The following is a 21,095-nucleotide window of genomic DNA, read 5'->3' as shown; positions in this document are numbered from 1 at the left end:
GTTCATTCCAGAGCGCGTGTGCTGGCCAGCCCGAGGATGAAGTCCTCGCAGCGCGCCAGCTGGTCCAGGCTCACGTATTCATCGGGCTGGTGCGCCTGCTGGATGCTGCCGGGGCCGCAGACCACGGTCGGGATGCCGGCGCCCTTGAACAACCCGGCCTCGGTGCCGAAGGCCACCAGCGTCGTGCGCGGCTCGTTCGCCAGGCGCTGGGCCAGCCGCGTCACCGCATCGCCTGCCGAGCCCAGGAAGCTGGGAATCTCGCAGATCGTCTCAAAGCGAAAGCCCGCCTGCGGCGCCACGCGCTGCATGGCCGGCTCCAGCGTGCGCGCGTGGTCCAGCACCTGCTGCTGCATGGCGCGCGCATCGGCCGTCGGCAGATCACGAAACTCGTAGCGGAACTCCGCATCGCGCGGCACCACGTTGTCGGCGATGCCGCCGTGGAACTGCCCCACGCTGGCCGTGGAGAACGGCACGTCGAAGCCGTCGTAGCGCGGCTCGTCGCGCTCGAAGCCCTCGGCCATGTCGCGTACCTTGCCCACCAGCCGCGCCGCCATCTCGATCGCGTTCACCGATTGCGGCGTCAGCGAAGAATGCGCCTCCTTGCCGCGCACGCAGCACTTGTAGCGGTACACGCCCTTGTGGGCGATGGCCGGCACCATGCTGGTGGGCTCGCCGATGATGCAGGCCAGCGGTCGCACACCGGCGTCGCGCAGGTCGGCAATCAGCTCGCGCACGCCGAAGCAGCCCACCTCTTCGTCATAGCTCAGCGCCAGGTGGATCGAAAACGGCGCCGGGCTGTTCGCCAGGGCCTGCGCATGCGCCAGCGCGATGGCGATGAACGACTTCATGTCGGCCGCGCCGCGCCCATACAGCCGGCCGTCTTCGACCGTGGCCGACAGTGGGTCGCGCGTCCAGGCCTGGCCGTCCCAGGGCACGGTGTCGGTGTGGCCCGACAGAATGATGCCGGCCGGCTTGCCCTCGCCCAGCGTGGCGAACAGGTTGGCCTTGGTCCGGTCGGCGTTGAAGGTCAGCCGGCTCTTCACGCCGATGCCGGCCAACAGGTCGCGTGCCAGGTGGATCAGCTCCAGGTTCGAGTTCTGGCTGACGGTGTTCATTCGTACCAGGGTTTGCGCGAGGGCAAGGGAGGGGGCGGAAAGCATGGGCGGCATTGTCTGTGCATCCTCGATAGACTGCAGCGCTCACACGCTGACGCATTCCGACTGCCAACCCCTCGCGCACAGGACATCCCATGAAGATCATCGACTCCATCGTCGGCCAGGCCGCCGGCATTGCCAGCATCCGCCGCGACATCCACGCCCACCCCGAGCTGTGCTTCGAAGAAGTGCGCACCGCCGATGTGGTGGCTGCCAAGCTGACCGAGTGGGGCATCCCCATCGAGCGCGGCATGGGCACCACCGGCGTGGTGGGCATCGTCAAGAATGGCACCTCCACCCGCGCCATCGGCCTGCGCGCCGACATCGACGCCCTGCCCATGCAGGAGTTCAACACCTTCGCCCACGCCAGCCAGCACGCCGGCAAGATGCACGCCTGCGGCCACGACGGCCACACCGCCATGCTGCTGGCGGCAGCCCAGCACTTCGCGAAGAACCGGAACTTCGACGGCACCGTCTACCTGATTTTCCAGCCGGCCGAAGAGGGCGGCGGCGGTGCCCGCGAGATGATCAAGGACGGGCTGTTCGACAAGTTCCCGGTGCAAGCGGTGTTCGGCATGCACAACTGGCCCGGCATGCCGGTGGGCAGCTTCGCGCTGGGCGAGGGGCCGGTGATGGCCTCGAGCAACGAGTTCAAGATCACCGTGCGCGGCAAGGGCAGCCATGCTGCGTTGCCGCACAACGGCATCGACCCGGTGCCGATCGCCTGCCAGATCGTGCAGGCCTTCCAGACCATCATCAGCCGCAACAAGAAGCCGGTGGACGCTGGCGTGATCTCGGTCACCATGTTGCACGCCGGCGAGGCCACCAACGTGGTGCCCGACAGCTGCGAGATGCAGGGCACGGTGCGCACCTTCACGCTGGAGGTGCTCGACCTGATCGAGACGCGCATGCAGCAGATCGCGCAGAACATCTGCGCCGCGTTCGACGCCACTTGCGAATTCGAGTTCGTGCGCAACTACCCGCCCACCGTCAACCACCCGGCCGAGACCGCCTTCGCGCGCGATGTGATGGCCAGCATCGTCGGGGCCGACAACGTGCACGCCCAGGAGCCCACGATGGGCGCCGAAGACTTCGCCTACATGCTGCAGGCCCGGCCCGGCGCCTACTGCTTCATCGGCAACGGCGACGGCACCCACCGTGACATCGGCCACGGCGGCGGCCCCTGCACCATCCACAACCCCAGCTATGACTTCAACGACGAGCTGATCCCGCTGGGCGCCACCTTCTGGGTGCGGCTGGCCGAGGAGTGGCTGGCCAAGGCCCCTGCATGATCGGCGTTGCCCAGGCCTTTTCTCCGAGTTACGCGCGCGCCCGCGTCGCCTTTCTGGAAGGGGCTGCGCGTGCCGGCCTGATGATCGAGTCGCACCGTCACCCTTTGGCCGGCCCCGAGGGCGAGGTGCTGGCCATGGACGTCGCGCGCGACGGCCCCGCCGACGCGCAGACCTTGTTGATCGTGACCAGCGCCTGCCACGGCGTGGAGGGCCATTGCGGCAGCGGCGTGCAGGTGTTCGCGCTGCACGATGAAGAATGGCGTGAGAAGGCGCGGGCCGCGGGCGTCGCCGTGCTCTATGTGCACGCGCTGAATCCGCACGGCTTTGCGTTCACCCGCCGCGTCACGCACGAGAACGTGGACCTGAACCGCAACTTCCAGGATTTCTCGCAGCCGCTGCCAGTCAACGACGCCTACCGCGCCGTGCACGATCTGATGCTGCCCGCGGCCTGGCCGCCGACGGCGCAGAACGAAGCGGCGACTGCCGACTACATCGCGCGCCATGGCGCAACTGCGCTGCAGGCCGCCCTCAGCCAGGGCCAGCATGCCTTCGCCGATGGTTTGTTCTTCGGCGGCACGGCGCCGACCTGGAGCAATCTCGCCTGGCGCCAGGTGCTGCGCACGCACGCGCAGCGCGCCACGCGCCTGGCCTGGATCGACCTGCACACCGGCCTGGGGCCGAACGGGATCGGTGAGCGCATCTTTGCCTGCCGCGACAATGCCGCCGCGCTGGCGCGTGCGCGCGCCTGGTGGGGCGCGGGCGTGACCTCGATCTACGACGGCTCCTCGACCTCGGCCTTCCTGACCGGCCTGGCCTTCCAGGCCGTCTACGACGAATGCCCGCAGGCGCAATACACCGGTCTGGCGCTGGAATTCGGCACGCAGCCGTTCGAGCAGGTGATGCAGGCATTGCGTGCCGACCACTGGCTGCACCAGCACCCTGAAGCGCCCGAGGCGCTGGCGCAGCAGATCCACGCGCAGCTGCTGCAAGCCTTCTACACCGACACCGACGCCTGGAAGGGGCAGGTCATCAGCCAGGCGCGCCAGGCCATGTTTCAGGCGGTGGACGGGCTGGCAGCCAAGGCGTGAGCGCGCTGGCCCGGTGCCAGGCGCTCATCGTTCTCAGCTGTCCTGGCGCGCGTGCGCCAGCTCCAGCAGGCCGTCGAAGATCAGGTTGTCCACCAGCTCGAATTCGCGCGTCATGTGGGGCGCCATCTTCCAGCCGGCGCCGCCGGTCATGATGCAGGCCGGCGCCTCGCCGCAGCGCGCCTGCAGGTGCTGCACCATGCGTTCGACCGCGCCTGCAATGGCGTAGGTGCCGCCGCTGGTCAGGCCATCGCTGGTGTTGGTGGGAAAGTCGCAGACCTCGCCGGTCGGCACGTGCAGGCCTGCGGTGCCCGATTCGAGCGCGCGCAGCATGATGCCGTGGCCCGGCAGGATCAGGCCGCCGAGAAAGGTGCCGTCCGTGGCCACGGCCTCCACCGTCACCGCCGTGCCCACCATCACCACCACCATCGGCCGCGGGCCGTCGCGCCGCAGCACGCGGTGGCGCGCGCCCACCATCGCCACCCAGCGGTCCGCGCCCAGACGGGTCGGGTGCTCGTAGCCGTTGGTCATGCCGGCCTCTTCGGATTTGGAGACGACCCAGCGCGGGCTCACGTCCCACAGTTCCATCTGCTCCTCGGTGCGGCGCTTGAGCGCATCACCGGCGACCTGGCAGCCCAGCATGTAGCGCGGCTCCTCCAGGTCGGCCCAGGTGCCGTCGGCCAGCTTGTCGATGTTCTCCAGAAACTCGGCGCCGTGGGCGATGAGCCGGGCCCCCGGATGCGGGGCGTTGTACTGCGCCCACTTGAGCCGGGTGTTGCCAATGTCGATGGCCAGAAATGTCACGCTTGTCTCCTCCGCGCTGCGCGCTGTGTGCCGCATTGGGTCGGCATTATCAGCGCGTGTCTACAGCAGCGGCGTCAGGTCCGGCCGGGGGATGGTTTGCATGCTCTCGAAGGCGCGCGCGGCGCGCAGCACCAGCGCATCGCCGAACATCGGGCCGACGATCTGCAGGCCGATCGGCAGGCCGTCGGCCGTCAGGCCACAGGGGATGCTGCAGGCCGGCTGCTGCGTCAGGTTGAACGGGTAGCTGAAGGGCGACCAGCCCAGCATGGCCTGCGCGTCCATCGGCGCCTGCCCGGCGGGGCGCGCGTCGAACGCGGGCACCGCCACGGCGGGCGTCAGCAGCAGGTCATAGCCGCCCATGAACTGGCGCATCCGCGAGCCCAGCGCACCGCGGCGCAGGTGCAGGTCCTGCACGTCCAGCGTTGAAAGGCGCGCGCCGATCTGCGCTTGCGCAGCGAAGTCAGGGTCGGTCTGCGCCTGCTGCGCCGGCGTCAGGCCGCTCCACACCTGCCAGGCGCCCAGGAACCACAGGCCGGTGGAGATGTCCAGAGGGTCGTCGAACAGATGGTCCACCTGCTCGACCAGTGCGCCCATGGCGACGAAGGCTTCGGCCGCTTTCAACGTCGCGGCGGCCACCTCGGGGTGCACGTCCTTGGCATAGCCCAAGGTGGGCGACCAGGCCACGCGCAGGCCGCGCACGCCATCGTTCAAGCCCACCAGGTAGTCCCGCGTGTCGGGGGGCAGGGCGGTCCAGTCGCGGGCATCGGGTTGCTTGATGATGTTCATGACGGTCGCGGCGTCCAGCACGCTCATGGTGTGCGGGCCCAGGTGCGCCACCGTGCCGAAGGGCGACAGCGGGTAGGCCGGCACGCGGCCGAAGCTGGGCTTCAATCCGAAGTTGCCGCAGAACGACGCCGGGATGCGCACCGAGCCTGCGCCGTCGGTGCCGATGGCGATCGGCCCCATGCCAGCCGCCACCGCCGCCGCCGCGCCGCCGGACGAGCCGCCCGTCGTCTTGGCCGCGTTCCAGGGGTTGCGCGTGATGCCGGTCAGCGGTGAATTGCACTCGCCTTTGCAGCCGAATTCGGGTGTGCTCGTCTTGCCCAGAATCACCGCGCCGGCCGCGCGCAGCCGCGCGGTGACGGGCGCGTCCACGTCCCACGGCTGGTCCGGGTCGACGGTGTGGCTGCCGCGCCGCGTCGGCATGCCGCGCGTGAGGATGAGGTCCTTGATCGACACCGGCACGCCATCCAGAGGGCCGATCGGCGTGCCCTGCTGCCAGCGCTGCGTGCTGGCCTTGGCGGCCTGGGCGGCGCCCTCCGGGTCCAGGTGGCAGAACGCGTTCAGGCGGCGGTCAACGCGGTCCATGCGCGCAAACACCGCACTGGCCGCCTCCAGTGGCGAGGCCTGGCCGGTGCGGTAGAGCTGCACGAGTTCATGGGCGGTGCAGTCGGCGAGGGCGTGCTGATCGGTGCGGTGCGTGGCCATGGATTTCCTTGTCGGTGATGCGTGGCGCCACGCGGCATGCGCGGCCCGGGGTGCGCGCTACTACGGTCGGGTGCGGACGGACGGGTGCAGGTTCTTCCACGGCAAATCGCCAGGGTCGGCTGCCATCGGGCCGGCGGCCTTGGCGATGAGGATGTGGCTGGCGATCGGCGTGAAGTCGGCGCGAAAGTGGTTGGAGCTTTTGACGACGATGAGCTTCATGGCCTCCGGCACGATGCCCACCATGCGCAGCAGCTCACGGTCCAGCAGCTGCGTCTTGCCGCTCGCCACGGCGACCAGCACGCCTTCGATCTCCAGGCAGGCGCAGGGCCCCAGGTCCAACACCACGCCGGTCATCATCGGCCCGCGCAGGGTGACCTGGCCGTCGCCCAACGCGCGCACGCGCCAGCGGCCCTGCACCGGCGCGTCGCTGGGCTGGCCGGTGAAGGTGGGCACGGCCGTGCCCAGCGCCAGTTCGACGTGGGCACCGACACCTGCGGCATGCGCGCGGCTGGCCGCGGCCGGGTCGAACATCAGGCCCAGCGCCACGGCTTCGGGGTGGACGCGGCCTGCGCCCTGTTGCAGCAGCGCGCGCAGCATGCCGGTGGTGTTGCTGTCGCCGCCGGCGCCGGGGTTGTCCTGCGTGTCCGCAATGACGACGGGCCGCGTCGCGTGTTCGGCCAGCTTCAAGCCCTGGGCCACCGCGTCGGCAGCGTCCAGCACATCGGGGCGCCATTGGCCAGGCTCGGCCACGCGCTCGTACAGGGCCTGCGCGGCGGCCTCGGCCTGGCCGCCATGGCTCCAGACCATGGGCGCGCATTCGTCGAAATCGGCCGCGGGAAAGCCCATGCAGAAGCTGCTGACCGTACCGTAGCGCTGGTCGATCTCCAGCAGCGCGTCGTACAGGGTCTTGGCCGGCTCCATCCAGGTGCTCTGCGCGTTCAGCGGAATCAGGAACGGCAGCCGGTGCGCCTGCACCGGCTCGCGCCGGCCGGCCCGCAGGCGGCGCACCAGCAATTCGGCCGCCAGCTCCCCCGTGGCCGCCATGTCCACATGCGGGTAGCTGCGGTAGGCCACCAGCGCATCGGCTTCGCGCAGCATGCGCTGCGTCACGTTGGCGTGCAGATCCAGGCTGGCGACGATGGGCAAATCCGGGCCGACGGCCTGGCGGATGCGGCCCAGCAGCTCGCCCTCGCTGTCGGCTGCGTGCTCGGCCACGGCCGCGCCGTGCAGGTCCAGGTACACCGCGTCGAAGCCACCTTGCCGCACGTCGTCCATCAGCGCGGCGCAGATGCGCTCGAAGGCGTCTTCGGTCACGAAGGAGGAGGGGATCGCGCCGGCCCAGGCACTGGGCACCAGCTGCCAGCCCAGCCGCGCCGCCGCGTCGATAAAGCCGCCAATCGGGATGTTGACGCCGCGCAACTGCTCCAGCATGGCGCTGCCGCGCATGTAGGCGGGGAAGGCATCGCCCCGGTTGAACGCGGCCCAGTCGGCCAACGTGGGGGCGAAGGTATTGGTTTCGTGCTGGTAGCCTGCGACGAGAATTTTCATGGCGCCCATGGTAGCCAGTGGACGGTGTGCCTCCCGTCGAATGGCTGCGGAGCAGGCCAGGCCAGGGCACCCGCGGAACTGGCTTTGCCAGGCCGCTGGGTGCGTCCCCCTCGCGCAGCGCAGGGGGGAGCTGCGAAGCAGCTTGGGGGGTGGTTCACTTGATCCCTGCCGGGGCCGCCTGCAGCAGCGAGCGCGTGTAGTCGTGCTGCGGGTTGGCGTACAGCGCGGCCGTCGTGCCCTGCTCGACGATGCGGCCCTGGTGCATGACGATCACGCGGTCGCACAGCTGCGCCGCCACGCGCAGGTCGTGCGTGATGAACAGCAGCCCCAGGCCCAGTTCGTCGCGGATGCCCTGCAGCAGCTGGAGGATCTGCGCCTGCACGCTCACGTCCAGCGCGCTGACGGCCTCGTCGGCCACCAGCACATCGGGCTTGCAGGCCAGCGCGCGGGCGATGGCGATGCGCTGGCGTTGCCCGCCCGAGAACTGGCTGGGGTAGCGCTGCAGTCCCTCGCGCGGCAGGCGCACCTTGTCCATCAGTTCTTCGGCAAGCGTCAACGCTGCAGCGCGCGTCACGCCCAGGTTCATGGCGCCTTCGACGATGGAATCGCCCACCTTGCGGCGCGGGTTCAGCGAGCGGTTCGGGTCCTGGAACACCACCTGCACGCGGTCGCGCAGCGGGCGCAGTTGCGACTCGCCCAGTTGCGCGACCTCGGCCTCGCCCCAGCGAATGCTGCCGCTCGTAGGGTCGATCAGCCGGATCAGGCAGCGCGCCAGTGTGGACTTGCCCGAGCCAGATTCGCCGACGATGCCCAGCGTCTCGCCGCCGCGCACGGCCAGCGCCGCCTGCTGCAGCGCGTGGGTCTCGCGGCGCTGGCCCCGCCAGTTGCGGCTCACGTAGGTTTTGTCCAATGCCTGGGCGGCCAACAGCGCCGGGCCGGTGGGCGCAGGCCGTGGCGGCGGTGGCGTCATGCTGGGCACGGCGTCCAGCAGCATGCGGGTGTAGTCGGCCCGGGGCGCGCGCAGCACGGCGTCGACGGGGCCCTGCTCCACGCAGCGGCCCTGGTGCATGACCAGCACCTCGTCGGCAATTTCAGCCACCACGCCCATGTCGTGGGTGATGAACAGCACGCTGGTGTCCAGCGCCTGGCCGGCTTGCAGGTCGGCGATCAGCCGCAGGATCTCTTTCTGCGTCGTCACGTCCAGCGCCGTGGTCGGCTCGTCGCAGATCAGCAGCGCCGGCTTCAGGATCATCGCCATCGCGATGACGATGCGCTGGCGTTGCCCGCCCGACAGCTGGTGCGGGTAGCTGCGCAGCATGCGCGGCGGCTCGGGCAGTCGCACGCGTTCGAAGATGCGCAGCACCTCCTGCTGGCGCTGTGCGGTCGGCCAGTCGGTGTGGGCGCGCAGCAGCTCGTCGACCTGGTCGCCGCAGCGCATGACCGGGTTGAGTGCCGTCATCGGCTCCTGGAACACCATGCCCATGGCCTTGCCGCGCAGCTGGCGCAGGCGCAGGGCCGAGGCATCGAGCAGCGATTCGCCGTTGAGCAGCACACGGCCGGCGCTGGGCTTCAATTCCTTGGGCAACAGGCCCATGACGGTGGTCGCCATGACCGACTTGCCCGAGCCCGATTCGCCGACCACGCACAGCGTGCGGCCCGGCAGGATGGTGAGGCTCACGTCCTCGATGGCATGGGCGCGGTCGGCCCCAGAGGGCAGCGCGACGCTGAGGTTCTCAATCTGCAGAACCGGCTTCATCGTTTTGCGAACTTCGGGTCGAGCACGTCGCGCAGTCCGTCGCCGAGCAGGTTGATGGCCAGCACCGTGGGCACCAGGAACAGCGCCGGGAACAGCACGTTGCTGGGGTACTGGGTGAACTGCACGCGGCCCTCGGCCATGATGTTGCCCCAGGTCGGAATCTCGGCCGGCAGGCCCAGGCCCAGGAACGAAAGGATGGCTTCGGTCAGCACGGCCGAGGCGGCGATGAAGGTGCCCTGCACGATCAGGGGTGCCAGCGCGTTGGGCAGGATGTGGCGCGCCAGTATGGTGTGCGTGGGCGTGGCCAGGGCGCGCGCTGCCTCCACGAACGGCTCCTCGCGCAGCGTCAGCACCAGGGCACGCACCAGCCGCGTGACGCGCGGCACCTCGGGAATGGCGATCGCGATCACCACCGTCCACAGCTGGGCGCCCAGGGCCGCCACCAGCGCGATGGCCAGCAGGATGGCGGGGATGGCCATCATCCCGTCCATGAAGCGCATCAGCACCATGTCCACGCTGCGGAAATAGCCGGCCAGCATGCCCAGCACCGCGCCGAGGGTCACCGCCACGCCGGCCGTGAACGCCGCCACCAGCAGCGAGGTGCGTGTGCCGTAGAGCACACGGCTGTAGATGTCGCGGCCAAAGTTGTCGGCGCCCATCCAGAAGGTGTGCGCAACGCTGGTGCCGTCCAGCAGCGCGAAGTCGCCGCGCGTGCCGCGCAGCGTGTTGATGTGCGCCGAGTCCATGGCCGAGGGGTCGACCGTGCCCAGCCACGGCGCGGCCAGCGCCACTGCCAGCAGCGTCAGCAGCACGAGGATGCCGAATTTGAAAGCACTGTTGCGCCAGAGCTTGATCATGGCGGCGGCGCAAGGAGAAGGCGTGTGCGTGGGGGCATCATGAAGTTCAGTACCTGATCCGTGGGTCGAGCACGAGATACGACAGGTCCACCAGCAGGTTGACCAGCACATACAGCACGCTGAAGCACAGCACCACGCCCTGGATCACCGGGAAGTCGCGGTTCAGCACCGCGTCTACCGTCAGCGAGCCCAGGCCGGGGATGGCAAACACCGTCTCGGTCACCACCACACCACCGATCAACAGCGCCACACCGATGCCGATCACGGTGACCACCGGCACGGCCGCGTTGGCCAGCGCGTGGCGCATCAGCACGGCACTCTCGCGGATGCCCTTGGCGCGCGCGGTGCGGATGTAGTCCTCGGTCAGCGCCTCGGACACGCTGGCGCGTGTGACGCGGGCGATCAGGGCCACGTAGATGGTGGACAAGGTGACCCAGGGCAGCACCAGCTGCGTCGCCCAGGCGCCCACGCCCTGCGACGACGGGCCGAACAGCCGCCGGTAGCCCTGCACCGGCAGCCACTGCAGCTCGATCGCGAAGATGTAGATCAGGATGTAGCCGACCACGAACACCGGCACCGAGAAGCCCGCCACCGAGAAGCCCGACAGGATGCGGTCGAGCCAGCCGCCCATGCGCCAGGCCGCCAGCGTGCCCAGCGGCACGGCGATCAGCACCGACAGCAGCATGGTGCCGGCCGCCAGCGAGAGCGTGGGCTCGATGCGCTGCGCGATGAGTTCGGTAACCGGCTTGCCGAGGTAAAACGAGTGGCCCAGGTCACCCTGGAGCACACCGGAGAACCAGATCCAGAACTGCGCCGGCAGCGAGCGCGTCAGGCCCAGCTGCTCGCGGATGCGGTCGATGTCCTCGTTCGTGGCGTTGTTGCCGGCGATCACGGCGGCCGGGTCGCCCGGTGTCAGCCGCAGGATCAGGAACACCACCACAGCCACCACCAGCAGCACCGGCACGATGGCGCCGAGGCGCTGGGCGAGGAAACGCAGCATGCGGGGGGTGCGTCAGTTCTTCTTGATGTTCCAGTAGACCTGTGCGCCGCCGGGCACGATGCCGCTCACGTTGGTGCGCACCGCAGCGGGGTTGTTGTACTGGCCGAGCGGCACGTGCGTGGCGGTCTCGAACGCGCGCAGCTGCAGCTGCTCGGCGATCTTCTTCTTGTCGGCATCGGTCGCGGCCTGGGCGAACTTGACCTTCAGCTCCTCGATCTGCTTGTCGTCCTGCCAGCCGAACCAGCCCTTGTCGCCGGCCGCATTCATCATGGCCATGGTGAGCGGGTTCAGGATGTCGCCGGCCGTCCACGCGGTGAGGAAGGCGTTCCAGCCGCCGGCCGAAGGCGCGTCCTTCTTGGCGCGGCGTGCCACCAGCGTGGCCCAGTCCATCTGCTGCATGTCCACCTTGAAGCCGGCCGCTTCCAGCTGCTGCTTGGCCACCAGCGGCAGCTTGCTGATGGAGGCCAGGTCGGTCGGGCGCATCAGCAGCACGGGGGTGCCGTTGTAGCCGGCTTCCTTCAGCATTTCCTGCGCCTTCTTCGGGTTGGCGCTGCCGGTGAAGTTCGGGCCCACGGCCTCGCTCGCGAACGGTGTGCCGCAGGGGAACATGCTCTTGCAGAAGCGGTACATGCCGGGCGCGCCGACCTGCGTCTTCAGGAAGGCCTCTTGCCCCATCGCCACCATCGCCGCCTGGCGGATCTTCACGTTGTCGAACGGCGGGTGCAGGTGGTTGAAGCGCAGGATGTACTGCAGGCCATCGGGCTGGGCATCGACCAGCTTGATGTCCTTGGTCGCCTTCAGCGTGGCGTACTGCTCGAAGGTGGGCTGCTCGATGATGTCGACCTCGCCGGCCAAGAGCGCATTGAACTGCGTCTGCGGGTCGCGGATGACGACCCACTCCACGCGGTCGATGTAGACCAGCTTGCCGCCGGTGGTGCCGTCCGGCGCCTCGGCGCGTGGTTTGTATTTGTCGTTCTTCACGTAGACCAGGCGCTCACCCGGCTTGTACTCGGCCGGCACGAACTTGAACGGGCCCGAGCCGATGTGTTCCTTGATCTGCTCACTGCCTGGCGTGGCCGCGATGCGCGCCGGCATGATGAAGGGCACGTTGGAGGAGGGCTTGCCCAGCGCCTCCAGCATCACGCCGAAGGGGGCCTTGAGCTGGATGACGAAGGTCTTGGCATCCGGCGTGGTCCAGGCCTCCACGTTGCGTGCCAGCACCCCGCCGAAGCTGTCGCGGCTGGCCCAGCGCTTGAGCGAGGCGACCACGTCCTCGCTGGTCACGGGCTTGCCGTCGTGGAACTCCAGGCCGTCACGCAGCGTGAAGGTCCAGGTCAGGCTGTCCTTGGACATGGCCCACTTGTCCACCATCTGCGGCTTGACCTTGCCAGCCGCGTCGGTGCCGAACAAGGTGTCGTAGACCATGTAGCCATGGTTGCGCGTGACGAAGGCCGTGGTCCAGATCGGGTCCAGGATGGTCACGTTGGCATGCGGCACCACGCGCAGCGTGTTGGCTGCAGTCTGGGCCAGGGCCGGCAGCGGCGCCAGCATGGCTGCGGTCAGGGATGCGATGGCGATCAGAGAACGACGTTTCATCAAAACAACTCCTGCAGTGGTGGGGACGCGGGCTGCAATATAAAGCTTGGCATGACACACCCCGATTCTTTCGACGCACTGGACGCCACGGCCTTGTCGCAGGCCATCCATGCCAAGCAGCTTTCATGCCGCGAGCTGATGCAGTCCACGCTGGCCCGCATCGCAGCGCTGAACCCGCGCCACAACGCCATCGTCAGCTTGCGCGACAGCGCGGTGCTGCTGGCCGAGGCCGACGCGCACGACGCGGTGCTCGCGCGCGGCCAGTCCAAAGGCTGGTTGCACGGCATTCCGCAGGCCATCAAGGACCTGGCGCCCACCGCCGGCATCGCCACCACGCTGGGCTCGCCGCTACTGCGCGAAGCCGTGCCGCGCGAGGACGGGCTGATGGTGCGGCGCCTGCGCGATGCCGGGGCGATCGTGATCGGCAAGACCAACACGCCGGAGTTCGGCCTGGGCTCGCACACCTTCAACGAGGTGTTCGGCACGACGCTCAATGCCTACGACCCCACGCGCGCGGCCGGCGGCAGCAGCGGCGGCGCGGCGGTGGCGCTGGCGCTGCGCCTGGTGGCCGTGGCCGACGGCAGCGACTTCATGGGCAGCCTGCGCAACCCGGCCGGCTGGAACAACATCTTCGGCATGCGTCCCAGCCAGGGCCGCGTGCCGCTGTGGCCGGCGCAGGATGTGTGGATGGCGCAGCTCGGCACCGAAGGCCCGATGGCCCGCACCGTGCGCGATCTGGCCCGCATGCTGGACACGCAGGCCGGCTACGACCCACGCGTGCCGCTGTCGCTGGACGACGGCGCGCGGTTCGACGGCACGCTGGCCGGCCTGGAGCCGCGCCATGTGCGCATCGGCTGGCTGGGCGATCTGGAGGGCTACTTGCCAATGGAAGACGGCATCCTGGACGTCTGCACGCAGGCGCTCGAACGCTTGCAGGCGCTGGGCTGCGCGGTCGACCCGACGCCGCTGGGCACCGCGCCGGAGCCCGTGTGGGAGGCCTGGCTGGTATGGCGACGCGCGCTGGTGGCGTCGCGCATCGCGCCCTTCCTGCTGCGCCGGGAGAACCGCCAGCTCATCAAGCCCGAGGCGCTGTGGGAGCACGACCAGGCGGCCCTGCTGACCGGCACCCAGTTCACCGCCGCCAGCGCCCGGCGCAGCGCGTTCTACCAGCACCTGCTGACGCTGTTCGAGCGCCACGACTTCCTGGCGTTGCCCACGGCTCAGGTCTGGCCCTTCGACGCCCAGCTGCGCTGGCCCGAGCAGATCGCCGGCCGCGCCATGGACACCTACCACCGCTGGATGGAAGTGGTCATCTACGCCACCTTCGCCGGCCTGCCCGCCATCAGCGTACCCGCCGGCTTCGACGCCCGCAGCCTGCCCATGGGTCTGCAACTGATCGGCCGCCCGCGCGACGACGCCGGCGTGCTGCGCCTCGCTGCGCTCTACGAGACCGCCGCGCAGGACATCCTGCAACGCAGGCCATAAGCGACCGTCCACAGCCGCAGAGAAAGCCCTGTCAGGGCCAGGGCACCCGCGGAACTGGCTCTGCCAGGCCGCTGGGTGCGCCCCCTTTCGCGCAGCAGAAGGGGGGAGCGGCGAAGCCGCCGGGGGGTTGGTCTCTATATGGCGCCAAGCCAGCAAGCGCGCTGGATGGCGGTGATCTTGTTGTCCGCCTTGAGCTTGGCCATGGCATTGGCCAGATGGAAGTTCACCGTGCGCTCGGTGCACTCCATGCGCTGCGCGCTGGCGCGGGCCGTGAGGCCGTCGAACGCCAGCACCAGACATTGCAGTTCGCGCGGCGTCAGCGGGCAGTAGACGGCCACCAGCGCGGCCTTCAGGGCCGGCCAGATCTCCAGTGTGGGCCAGGTCAGCGCGGCCGCCTGGTCGCGGTGCTCCAGCGCCTTGGTGCAGAACACCAGGCAATCGAAGCGGCGCCCGGCCGGCAGCCCGAAGCCGATGCGCACCACACTGCGGGCGCCGCGCGCCATCCAGCGGCTGCGCCAGTCGGTGTCCGAGGGGGGGTGAAAGGCTTCGAGCTGTTGCCAGGCCGCCAGCGGGATGCGCGAGGCGCGCCAACCTTCGCCGAAGTCGCCCGCGTCGACGAGCGCGAACGCGGCCGCTTGGGCATCCAGCGGGTGAGTGGCCAACAGGCGCCGGCTGCCGGCATCGCCCAACACGTCCGGGCCCAGCACGACCACCGATTCCACGGCAGACTCGGGTAGTCCGCTGTGCCAGCGGCGCATCAGGTCCAGCAGCGCGGTGCTGTCAGATCTGGCAGGTAGGCGTGTCGACATGGCAAATCCGTGCCGCGACAATACCACTGGCGCCACCCTTGTTTGACCGTATGCAATGACTTTTCCGCTGTTTCAATGCCCAGGCAGCCTTGCCTTCCTGGATGACGACCCCGACTACCTGCAGATGCTGGGGTTGATGCTTCCGGACGGCTGGAACGTTCGGCTGTTCCTGCGCGCGGACGACTGCCTGGCGCAGCTGCAGCAGGAGCCCCTGCGCTGGGAGGCCGATGCCTGGGCCCAGCAGCAGATCATCGACCGCTGGCGCCAGGGCGCCACGCCGCTCGTGCCCCAGCTGTTGCGCTATTGGGCCGAGCACGCCACTGCACGCTATGCGCTCACGCACGCCTGCGTGGCCGACTATTCGATGCCCGACGTCGATGGCCTGCAGGTGCTGGCCGCACTTGGCGATTGGCCCGGCCTGCGCATGCTGCTGACCGGCCAGGCCGACGAGCAGATCGCGGTGGAGGCCTTCAACCGCGCCCTGATCGACCAGTTCCTGCCCAAGCAGGCGCCCGATGTGTCGGACCGCCTGAACGAGGTGCTCCGCAGCATGCCGTCCAATGCCAACACGCGGTGTTCGCAGATCTGGCGCAGCACGCTGACGCCGGTGCAGAACGCCCAGCTGCGCGTGCCGCAGGTGGCGCAGGCCCTGCATCAGCTGGTGGCGCGCCAGGGGTTCGTCGAGTACGTGGTGTTGGGCGACCCGTTCGGCCTGCTGGGGCGCACGGCCGAAGGCGCTGTCAGCTGGGTGCAGCTGGAGCCAGCCGATGGCCTGGAGGAGTTGGAGTCGCTGGCCGAATCCGTCGGGGCCGACGAGGCCACGCGGGCCGAGATCCGCTATGGCCGCCAACTGATCGACCTGGAGCTGGGACAGGCACTGGGCCGCACCGGCCCGCCCCAGCTGCGGCCAGCCTTCGCGCTGGGCCCGGAGGGTGGGTTGCTGGCCGCGCTGTTCAGCGTGGAGCCGGCGCACGCCCCCGCGACGGACACCAGCTACGCGGCCTGGCAGGCCGCTCAGCCGCCGCGCCTGGTGCGCAGCTGATCAGTTCTGTCGCCAGGGCAGCCCGCGCAGGCGCCAGCCGCCTCGTTGGTTGCGGTGCGCGTCGCCGTCCGGGTCGCCTTCGAAGCCTTCCAGAATGTTGTAGGCCTCGATGCCCAGCTCCGTTGCGCGCTTGGCTGCCGCCACCGAGCGCACACCGCTGCGGCACAGCAGCAGCACCTTGCCGCCGGGCGGCACGGCGGCGCGCAGGGCGGCGTCGAAGCCGGTGTTCAGCGCCATGCCGGGCCACTGCTTCCAGGCCACGGCCACCGCGCCCGGCACGAATCCCACCCACTCGCGTTCTGCGTCGGTGCGCACATCGACCAGCACCGCATCGCCCGCCTGCCACCAGCGGTGCGCCAGCGCGGGCGTGACATCGCCCGCGTAGCCTGGTGCCGGCCGGGGCTGCTGCTCGTCATCGCCGCCGGGCGCCTCGACCCTGCCGGACTGCAGGTTGGCCGGCACGGCTTCGTCCATGCGCTGCGGACGCGGCAGGTCCAGCGCCTGCATGGTGGCGACGAACGCGGCCAGGCTCTTGCCGGCAATGCGCGGGTTGCTGCGCTTCTCCTGGCCGATGGTCGACGAGGTGCGCCCCTGGTAGTCGTGGCCGGGCCAGACCACGGTGTCGTCGGGCAGCGCGAACAGCACTTCGGTCAGGCTGTGGTACAGCGCTTGTGCGCTGCCGGACTGGAAGTCGGTCCGCCCGCAGCCGCCGATCAACAGCGTGTCACCGGTGAAGACGTGGCCACGCCACACGAAGCTCATGCTGCCAGCCGTGTGGCCGGGCGTGTGCAGGGCGCGCAGCGTCTCGTTGCCGAAGGCCAGCGTGTCGCCGTGCGCCAGTTGCACGGACGCGGTCGTGATGCCGCAGCCAGCCGGCGCCGCAGTCCGGGCGCCCGCGTGCTCGGCCAGCAGCGCGGCGCTGGTGATGTGGTCGGCATGGGCATGCGTCTCCAGCGTCCAGGCCAGCCGCAGGCCACGTTCCTTCAGCACCGCCAGGTCGCGCGCGAGCTGCTGGTCCACTGGGTCGATCAGCACGGCGGTCGAGGTGGTGGGGTCGACCAGCACGTAGGTGTAGGTGCTGGAAGCGGCGTCGAACAGCTGCAGGGGTTCCATGGCGTGTGGTGGGTTGGGGTGAGAGCGGCAGTGTAGGACGCGCCCCCCGGGCGGGTTATCCCTGTACGGGTGAATCCGGTTTCACTGTCTGGACAAGTGCTTGAACATGCGACCCCTTCTGCCTGTAACTTTTTGGAGACAACGCATGACCGAACCCAAGGCCTCGACCAGCACCACCCGGCGCCGCAATCTGCTCAAGGGAGCTGCCGTTGCGGCCGGTGCGATGAGCGCCCCCATGGTGGCGACCGCGCAGACGACCACGCTGCGCTTTCAGAGCACCTGGCCTGCCAAGGACATCTTCCACGAGTACGCACAGGACCTGGCCAAGAAGATCAACGACATGGCCGGCAACCGGCTGAAGATCGAAGTGCTGCCAGCCGGCTCGGTGGTGCCCGCGTTTCAGCTGCTCGACGCCGTGGCCAAGGGCACGCTCGATGGCGGCCATGGTGTGGTGGCCTACTGGTACGGCAAGAACTCGGCGCTGGCGCTGTGGGGTTCCGGCCCGGGCTACGGCATGGACGCCAACATGGTGCTGGCCTGGCACAACTACGGCGGCGGCAAGGCGTTGATCGAAGAGATCTACAAGAGCCTGAACCTGGACGTGGTCTCGTACCTGTACGGCCCGATGCCCGTCCAGCCGCTGGGCTGGTTCAAGAAGCCGGTGGCCAAGGTCGAAGACATGAAGGGTCTGAAGTTCCGCACCGTGGGCCTGGCGGTGGACGTGTTCACCGACATGGGCGCGGCCGTGAACCCGCTGCCCGGTGGCGAGATCGTGCCGGCGCTGGACCGCGGCCTGATCGACGCGGCCGAGTTCAACAATGCCACCAGCGACCGCATCCTGGGCTTTCCCGATGTGGCCAAGAACTGCATGCTGCAGAGCTTTCACCAGAGCGGCGAGCAGTTCGAGGTGCTGTTCAACAAGAGCAAGCTCGACGCGCTGCCAGCCGAGCTCAAGGCCATCATCGACTACGGCGTGCAGGCCGCCAGCGCCGACATGAGCTGGAAGGCGATCGAGCGCAATTCGAAGGACTACGTCGAGCTCAAGAAGCAGGGCATCAAGTTCTACAAGACGCCCGACGCTATCCTGCGCGCGCAGCTGGCCTCATGGGACAAGACCGTGGCCAAGAAGTCGGGCGAGAACGCCATGTTCAAGAAGGTGCTCGATTCGCAGCGGGCCTTCGCCGAGCGCGCCGGCCAGTGGCACAACGACTACACGGTCGATTTCAAAATGGCCTACAACCACTACTTCGCCAAGAAGCGCGGCTGAAGTTTTTCGCGCAAGCATGACAAGGGCGCCCGCTTGCGGCGCCCTTGTCGTTCCCACTCCTTCACGGCATTCGTATTCCCCATGCAGAAGATCTTGCTCACGGTCGACGCCATCTCGACCTTCATCGGAAAAGCCGCCGCCTGGGCCGTGGTGGGCCTGACGGTCCTGATCGGCTGGGAAGTGTTCTCGCGCTACGCGCTGAACAACCCGCATGCCTGGGTGCTGGACGCGCAGATCATGCTGTACGGCACCCTGTTCATGCTGGCCGGGGCCTACACGCTGTCCAAGAACGGCCATGTGCGCGGCGACGTGCTGTATGGCTTCTTCAGCCCGCGTGCGCAGGCCAGCGTCGACCTGCTGCTGTACATCGTGTTCTTCCTGCCCGGCATCGTGGCCATGACCTGGGCCGGCTGGACCTACGCGCAGGAGTCGCTGGCGATCCGCGAGCAGACCTTTTCGGCCACGCCGCTGCCGCTGTACCCGTTCAAATTCGTGATCCCGGTGGCGGGCGCCACCTTGCTGCTGCAGGGCCTGGCCGAGATCGCGCGCTGCGTGATCTGCCTGCGCGAGGGGCAATGGCCCCGGCGCGGCGAAGACGTGGAAGAGGTGGACGTCGAAAAACTCAAGGAGATGGTGCACGTGAAGGACAGCGACATCGAGGCGCTCGACCGTGAACTGCTCACCAAGGGGAGCAAGGCATGAAGTTGCGCAAAGAACTGTGGTTTGGCTTTTCCATCATGGCGATGGTGCTGATGGCCATCGTGTGGATGCTGCTGAGCCTGGAGACCATCACCAAGGGCCATCAGGGTTTGCTCATGCTGTCGCTGGTGGTGGTGGCCATCATGCTGGGTTTTCCCACGGCGTTCACGCTGATGGGCATGGGCATGATCTTCACCTGGCTGGCGTACGACCGTGACATCAACCGCACGTTGGACCTGATGGTGCAGGCCGCCTACAAGAGCATGGCCAACGACGTGCTCATCGCGATCCCGCTGTTCGTGTTCATGGGCTACCTGGTCGAGCGCGCCAACCTGATCGAGGCGCTGTTCAAGAGCATGCACCTGGCCATGGCGCGCGTGCCCGGCTCGCTGGCCGTGGCCACGCTGGTCACCTGCACCATCTTCGCCACGGCCACCGGCATCGTCGGTGCGGTGGTCACGCTGATGGGACTGCTGGCGCTGCCGGCCATGCTGCGTGCCGGCTACAACACCTCGATTGCGGCCGGTGCCATCACCGCCGGAGGCTGCCTGGGCATTCTGATCCCGCCTTCGGTGCTGCTGATCCTGTATGGCGCAACGGCCGGCGTCTCGGTGGTGCAGCTGTACGCGGGCGCCTTCTTTCCCGGGCTGATGCTGGCCGGTCTGTACATTCTTTATGTGATCCTGATCGCCAAGATCAAGCCGCAATGGGCGCCGCCACTGTCGGCCGAGCAGCGCCGCGTGACCTTGCCCCCGTTCACCCAGGCGCTGCCTGCGGACACCGATCACTACGCGCCGGGCCGGTTGTTCGCGGCCCTCAAAGGCAAGCGCAACGCGGCCGTACCCATGGCCCATGTGCTGCGCCAGCTGGCCGTGGTGGTGCTGCCGGGGCTGCTGTTCCTGCTGCTGGCCGTCAACAGCTACCGCTCGGTGACTACCGTCGAAGTGCAGGCCGAGTACGACATCCAGCCCATCGGCGCGACCGAGGGCGGCGTGTCGTCGCAGGAAGAGGGCGGCCTGCAGGAGCCGCCAACCGATACAGGTGTGCAAGAGCCCCCGAGCGAGGGTGCGCTGCAGGAACCGCCGACCGACGGCGCCGTGCAGGAACCCCCGGCCGCAGGCGCCGTGCAGGAGCCGCCGACCGAGGGGGCCGTGCAGGAGCCGCCGGCTGCAGGCGCCGCGCAGGAGCCACCCGCCAGCGAGGCGGCCCAGGCGCCGCCCGGTGCAGTGGCAGAACCGCCGGTCGCAGTAGCCCCCGCCGCTGGCGTTGCCGAGCCGTCTGCCGCCAAAGCTGATGCCGCGCCGGCCGTCACAAAGCAGCCGGCACCCACGTGGTGGTGGGTGGTGTTCGGCGCGCTGGGCGCACTCGTGGCCGTGTTTTACCTGTTCCTCAGCTTCGCGCGCCTTGAGATCTTCAAGATGTTGCTGGGCTCGTTCTTCCCCTTGCTGGTGCTGATCCTGTCGGTGCTGGGCTCCATCGTCTTCGGCCTCACCACGCCTACGGAGGCGGCGGCCATGGGGGCCCTGGGCGGGTTCGTGCTGGCGGCCGCCTACAAGCGGCTGACCTTCGATGTGGTGCGGGAGTCGGTCTACCTGACCTCCAAGACCACGGCCATGGTGTGCTGGCTGTTCGTGGGCTCGGCCATCTTCTCGGCCGCGTTTGCGCTGCTGGGCGGGCAGGAGCTGATCGAGCGCTGGGTGTTGTCGATGAACCTGTCGAAGATCGAGTTCCTGGTGCTCTCGCAGGTCGTCATCTTCCTGCTCGGCTGGCCGCTGGAATGGACCGAGATCATCGTGATCTTCATGCCCATCTTCATCCCGCTGCTGGACCATTTCGGTGTGGACCCGCTGTTCTTCGGCCTGCTCGTGGCGCTGAATCTGCAGACCGCGTTCCTGTCACCGCCGGTGGCGATGTCGGCCTTCTACCTCAAGGGCGTGGCGCCGCCGCATGTCACGTTGAACCAGATATTTGCGGGCATGTTGCCGTTCATGGGCATCCAGATCCTGGCCATCGTGCTGCTCTACATCTGGCCGGCCATCGGCATGTGGTTGCCGCAGACCCTTTACAAGTAGAGAGGCATCCCAAGCCGGCTGGGCGATG

Annotated in this window: 17 protein-coding genes; 7 read left to right on the top strand and 10 right to left on the bottom strand. The window is 68.7% G+C overall.

From position 1 onward, the window contains the following. Positions 1–2: 2 nt before the first annotated feature. On the bottom strand, positions 3–1,169 hold the full coding sequence (argE, locus tag AC099J_RS12855; protein WP_479615651.1) for an acetylornithine deacetylase: 1,167 nt from the start codon (positions 1,167–1,169) through the stop codon (positions 3–5). Positions 1,170–1,249: 80 nt separating this feature from the next. Between argE and AC099J_RS12850 the strand changes: the two genes are divergently transcribed. Both AC099J_RS12850 and AC099J_RS12845 read left to right on the top strand, forming a co-directional pair. Then, complete coding sequence (locus AC099J_RS12850; protein WP_479615650.1) at positions 1,250–2,446, top strand: M20 aminoacylase family protein; 1,197 nt, start codon at positions 1,250–1,252, stop codon at positions 2,444–2,446. Next, the gene (locus tag AC099J_RS12845; RefSeq protein ID WP_479615649.1) at positions 2,443–3,534 is read left to right on the top strand and encodes a M14 family metallopeptidase; all 1,092 of its coding nucleotides are present in this window, start codon (positions 2,443–2,445) and stop codon (positions 3,532–3,534) included. Before AC099J_RS12850 ends, AC099J_RS12845 begins: the two co-directional genes overlap by 4 nt. Before the next feature lie 33 nt (positions 3,535–3,567). Here the strand turns inward: AC099J_RS12845 and AC099J_RS12840 are convergent, their stop codons facing one another. From AC099J_RS12840 to AC099J_RS12810, 7 genes are all read right to left on the bottom strand, one after another. Then, a complete protein-coding gene (locus AC099J_RS12840) occupies positions 3,568–4,335 on the bottom strand; it encodes a type III pantothenate kinase (protein WP_479615648.1) in 768 nt (255 codons plus the stop codon). Positions 4,336–4,395: 60 nt separating this feature from the next. After that, positions 4,396–5,823 carry an amidase gene (locus AC099J_RS12835; protein WP_479615647.1) on the bottom strand — a complete coding sequence of 476 codons (1,428 nt, stop codon included), beginning with the start codon at positions 5,821–5,823 and terminating at the stop codon, positions 4,396–4,398. 60 nt (positions 5,824–5,883) lie between these two features. Further along, complete coding sequence (locus tag AC099J_RS12830) at positions 5,884–7,371, bottom strand: M81 family metallopeptidase (protein WP_479615646.1); 1,488 nt, start codon at positions 7,369–7,371, stop codon at positions 5,884–5,886. A gap of 154 nt (positions 7,372–7,525) precedes the next feature. Then, positions 7,526–9,127: a dipeptide ABC transporter ATP-binding protein gene (locus tag AC099J_RS12825; RefSeq protein WP_479615645.1), complete on the bottom strand. Its 1,602-nt coding sequence runs from the start codon at positions 9,125–9,127 to the stop codon at positions 7,526–7,528. Beyond that, a complete protein-coding gene (locus AC099J_RS12820) occupies positions 9,124–9,984 on the bottom strand; it encodes an ABC transporter permease (protein WP_479615644.1) in 861 nt (286 codons plus the stop codon). The genes AC099J_RS12825 and AC099J_RS12820 overlap by 4 nt, the downstream gene beginning before the upstream one ends. Positions 9,985–10,030: 46 nt before the next feature. Further along, positions 10,031–10,984 carry an ABC transporter permease gene (locus tag AC099J_RS12815; protein ID WP_479615643.1) on the bottom strand — a complete coding sequence of 318 codons (954 nt, stop codon included), beginning with the start codon at positions 10,982–10,984 and terminating at the stop codon, positions 10,031–10,033. 12 nt (positions 10,985–10,996) lie between these two features. Beyond that, positions 10,997–12,580, bottom strand: a complete 1,584-nt coding sequence (locus AC099J_RS12810) for an ABC transporter substrate-binding protein (RefSeq protein WP_479615642.1) — start codon at positions 12,578–12,580, stop codon at positions 10,997–10,999. Between the two features lie 51 nt (positions 12,581–12,631). Here AC099J_RS12810 and AC099J_RS12805 point away from each other — a divergent pair, with 51 nt between their 5' ends. Continuing rightward, a complete protein-coding gene (locus tag AC099J_RS12805) occupies positions 12,632–14,065 on the top strand; it encodes an amidase (RefSeq protein WP_479615641.1) in 1,434 nt (477 codons plus the stop codon). Positions 14,066–14,199: 134 nt separating this feature from the next. On the opposite strand, the gene AC099J_RS12800 is transcribed toward AC099J_RS12805, so the two are convergent. Then, complete coding sequence (locus AC099J_RS12800; RefSeq protein WP_479615640.1) at positions 14,200–14,874, bottom strand: helix-turn-helix transcriptional regulator; 675 nt, start codon at positions 14,872–14,874, stop codon at positions 14,200–14,202. Between the two features lie 55 nt (positions 14,875–14,929). On the opposite strand from AC099J_RS12800, the gene AC099J_RS12795 reads away from it, so the two are divergent. Then, positions 14,930–15,916 (top strand): response regulator, encoded by a 987-nt coding sequence (locus AC099J_RS12795; protein ID WP_479615639.1) that lies wholly within the window; start codon positions 14,930–14,932, stop codon positions 15,914–15,916. On the opposite strand, the gene AC099J_RS12790 is transcribed toward AC099J_RS12795, so the two are convergent. Then, complete coding sequence (locus AC099J_RS12790; RefSeq protein WP_479615638.1) at positions 15,917–17,029, bottom strand: MBL fold metallo-hydrolase; 1,113 nt, start codon at positions 17,027–17,029, stop codon at positions 15,917–15,919. A gap of 145 nt (positions 17,030–17,174) precedes the next feature. On the opposite strand from AC099J_RS12790, the gene AC099J_RS12785 reads away from it, so the two are divergent. From AC099J_RS12785 to AC099J_RS12775, 3 genes are all read left to right on the top strand, one after another. Continuing rightward, positions 17,175–18,296, top strand: coding sequence for a TRAP transporter substrate-binding protein (locus AC099J_RS12785; RefSeq protein WP_479615637.1), 1,122 nt, complete (start codon positions 17,175–17,177; stop codon positions 18,294–18,296). 81 nt (positions 18,297–18,377) lie between these two features. Next, positions 18,378–18,998, top strand: coding sequence for a TRAP transporter small permease subunit (locus AC099J_RS12780; RefSeq protein ID WP_479615636.1), 621 nt, complete (start codon positions 18,378–18,380; stop codon positions 18,996–18,998). After that, a complete protein-coding gene (locus AC099J_RS12775; RefSeq protein WP_479615635.1) occupies positions 18,995–21,067 on the top strand; it encodes a TRAP transporter large permease subunit in 2,073 nt (690 codons plus the stop codon). The genes AC099J_RS12780 and AC099J_RS12775 overlap by 4 nt, the downstream gene beginning before the upstream one ends. The last annotated feature ends 28 nt before the right edge of the window (positions 21,068–21,095 follow it).

The organism is Rhodoferax sp. RT4P68, from assembly GCF_056521305.1.
Note: the sequence above shows the minus strand (reverse complement) of the source record. Positions and strands in the feature narration are given on the sequence as shown.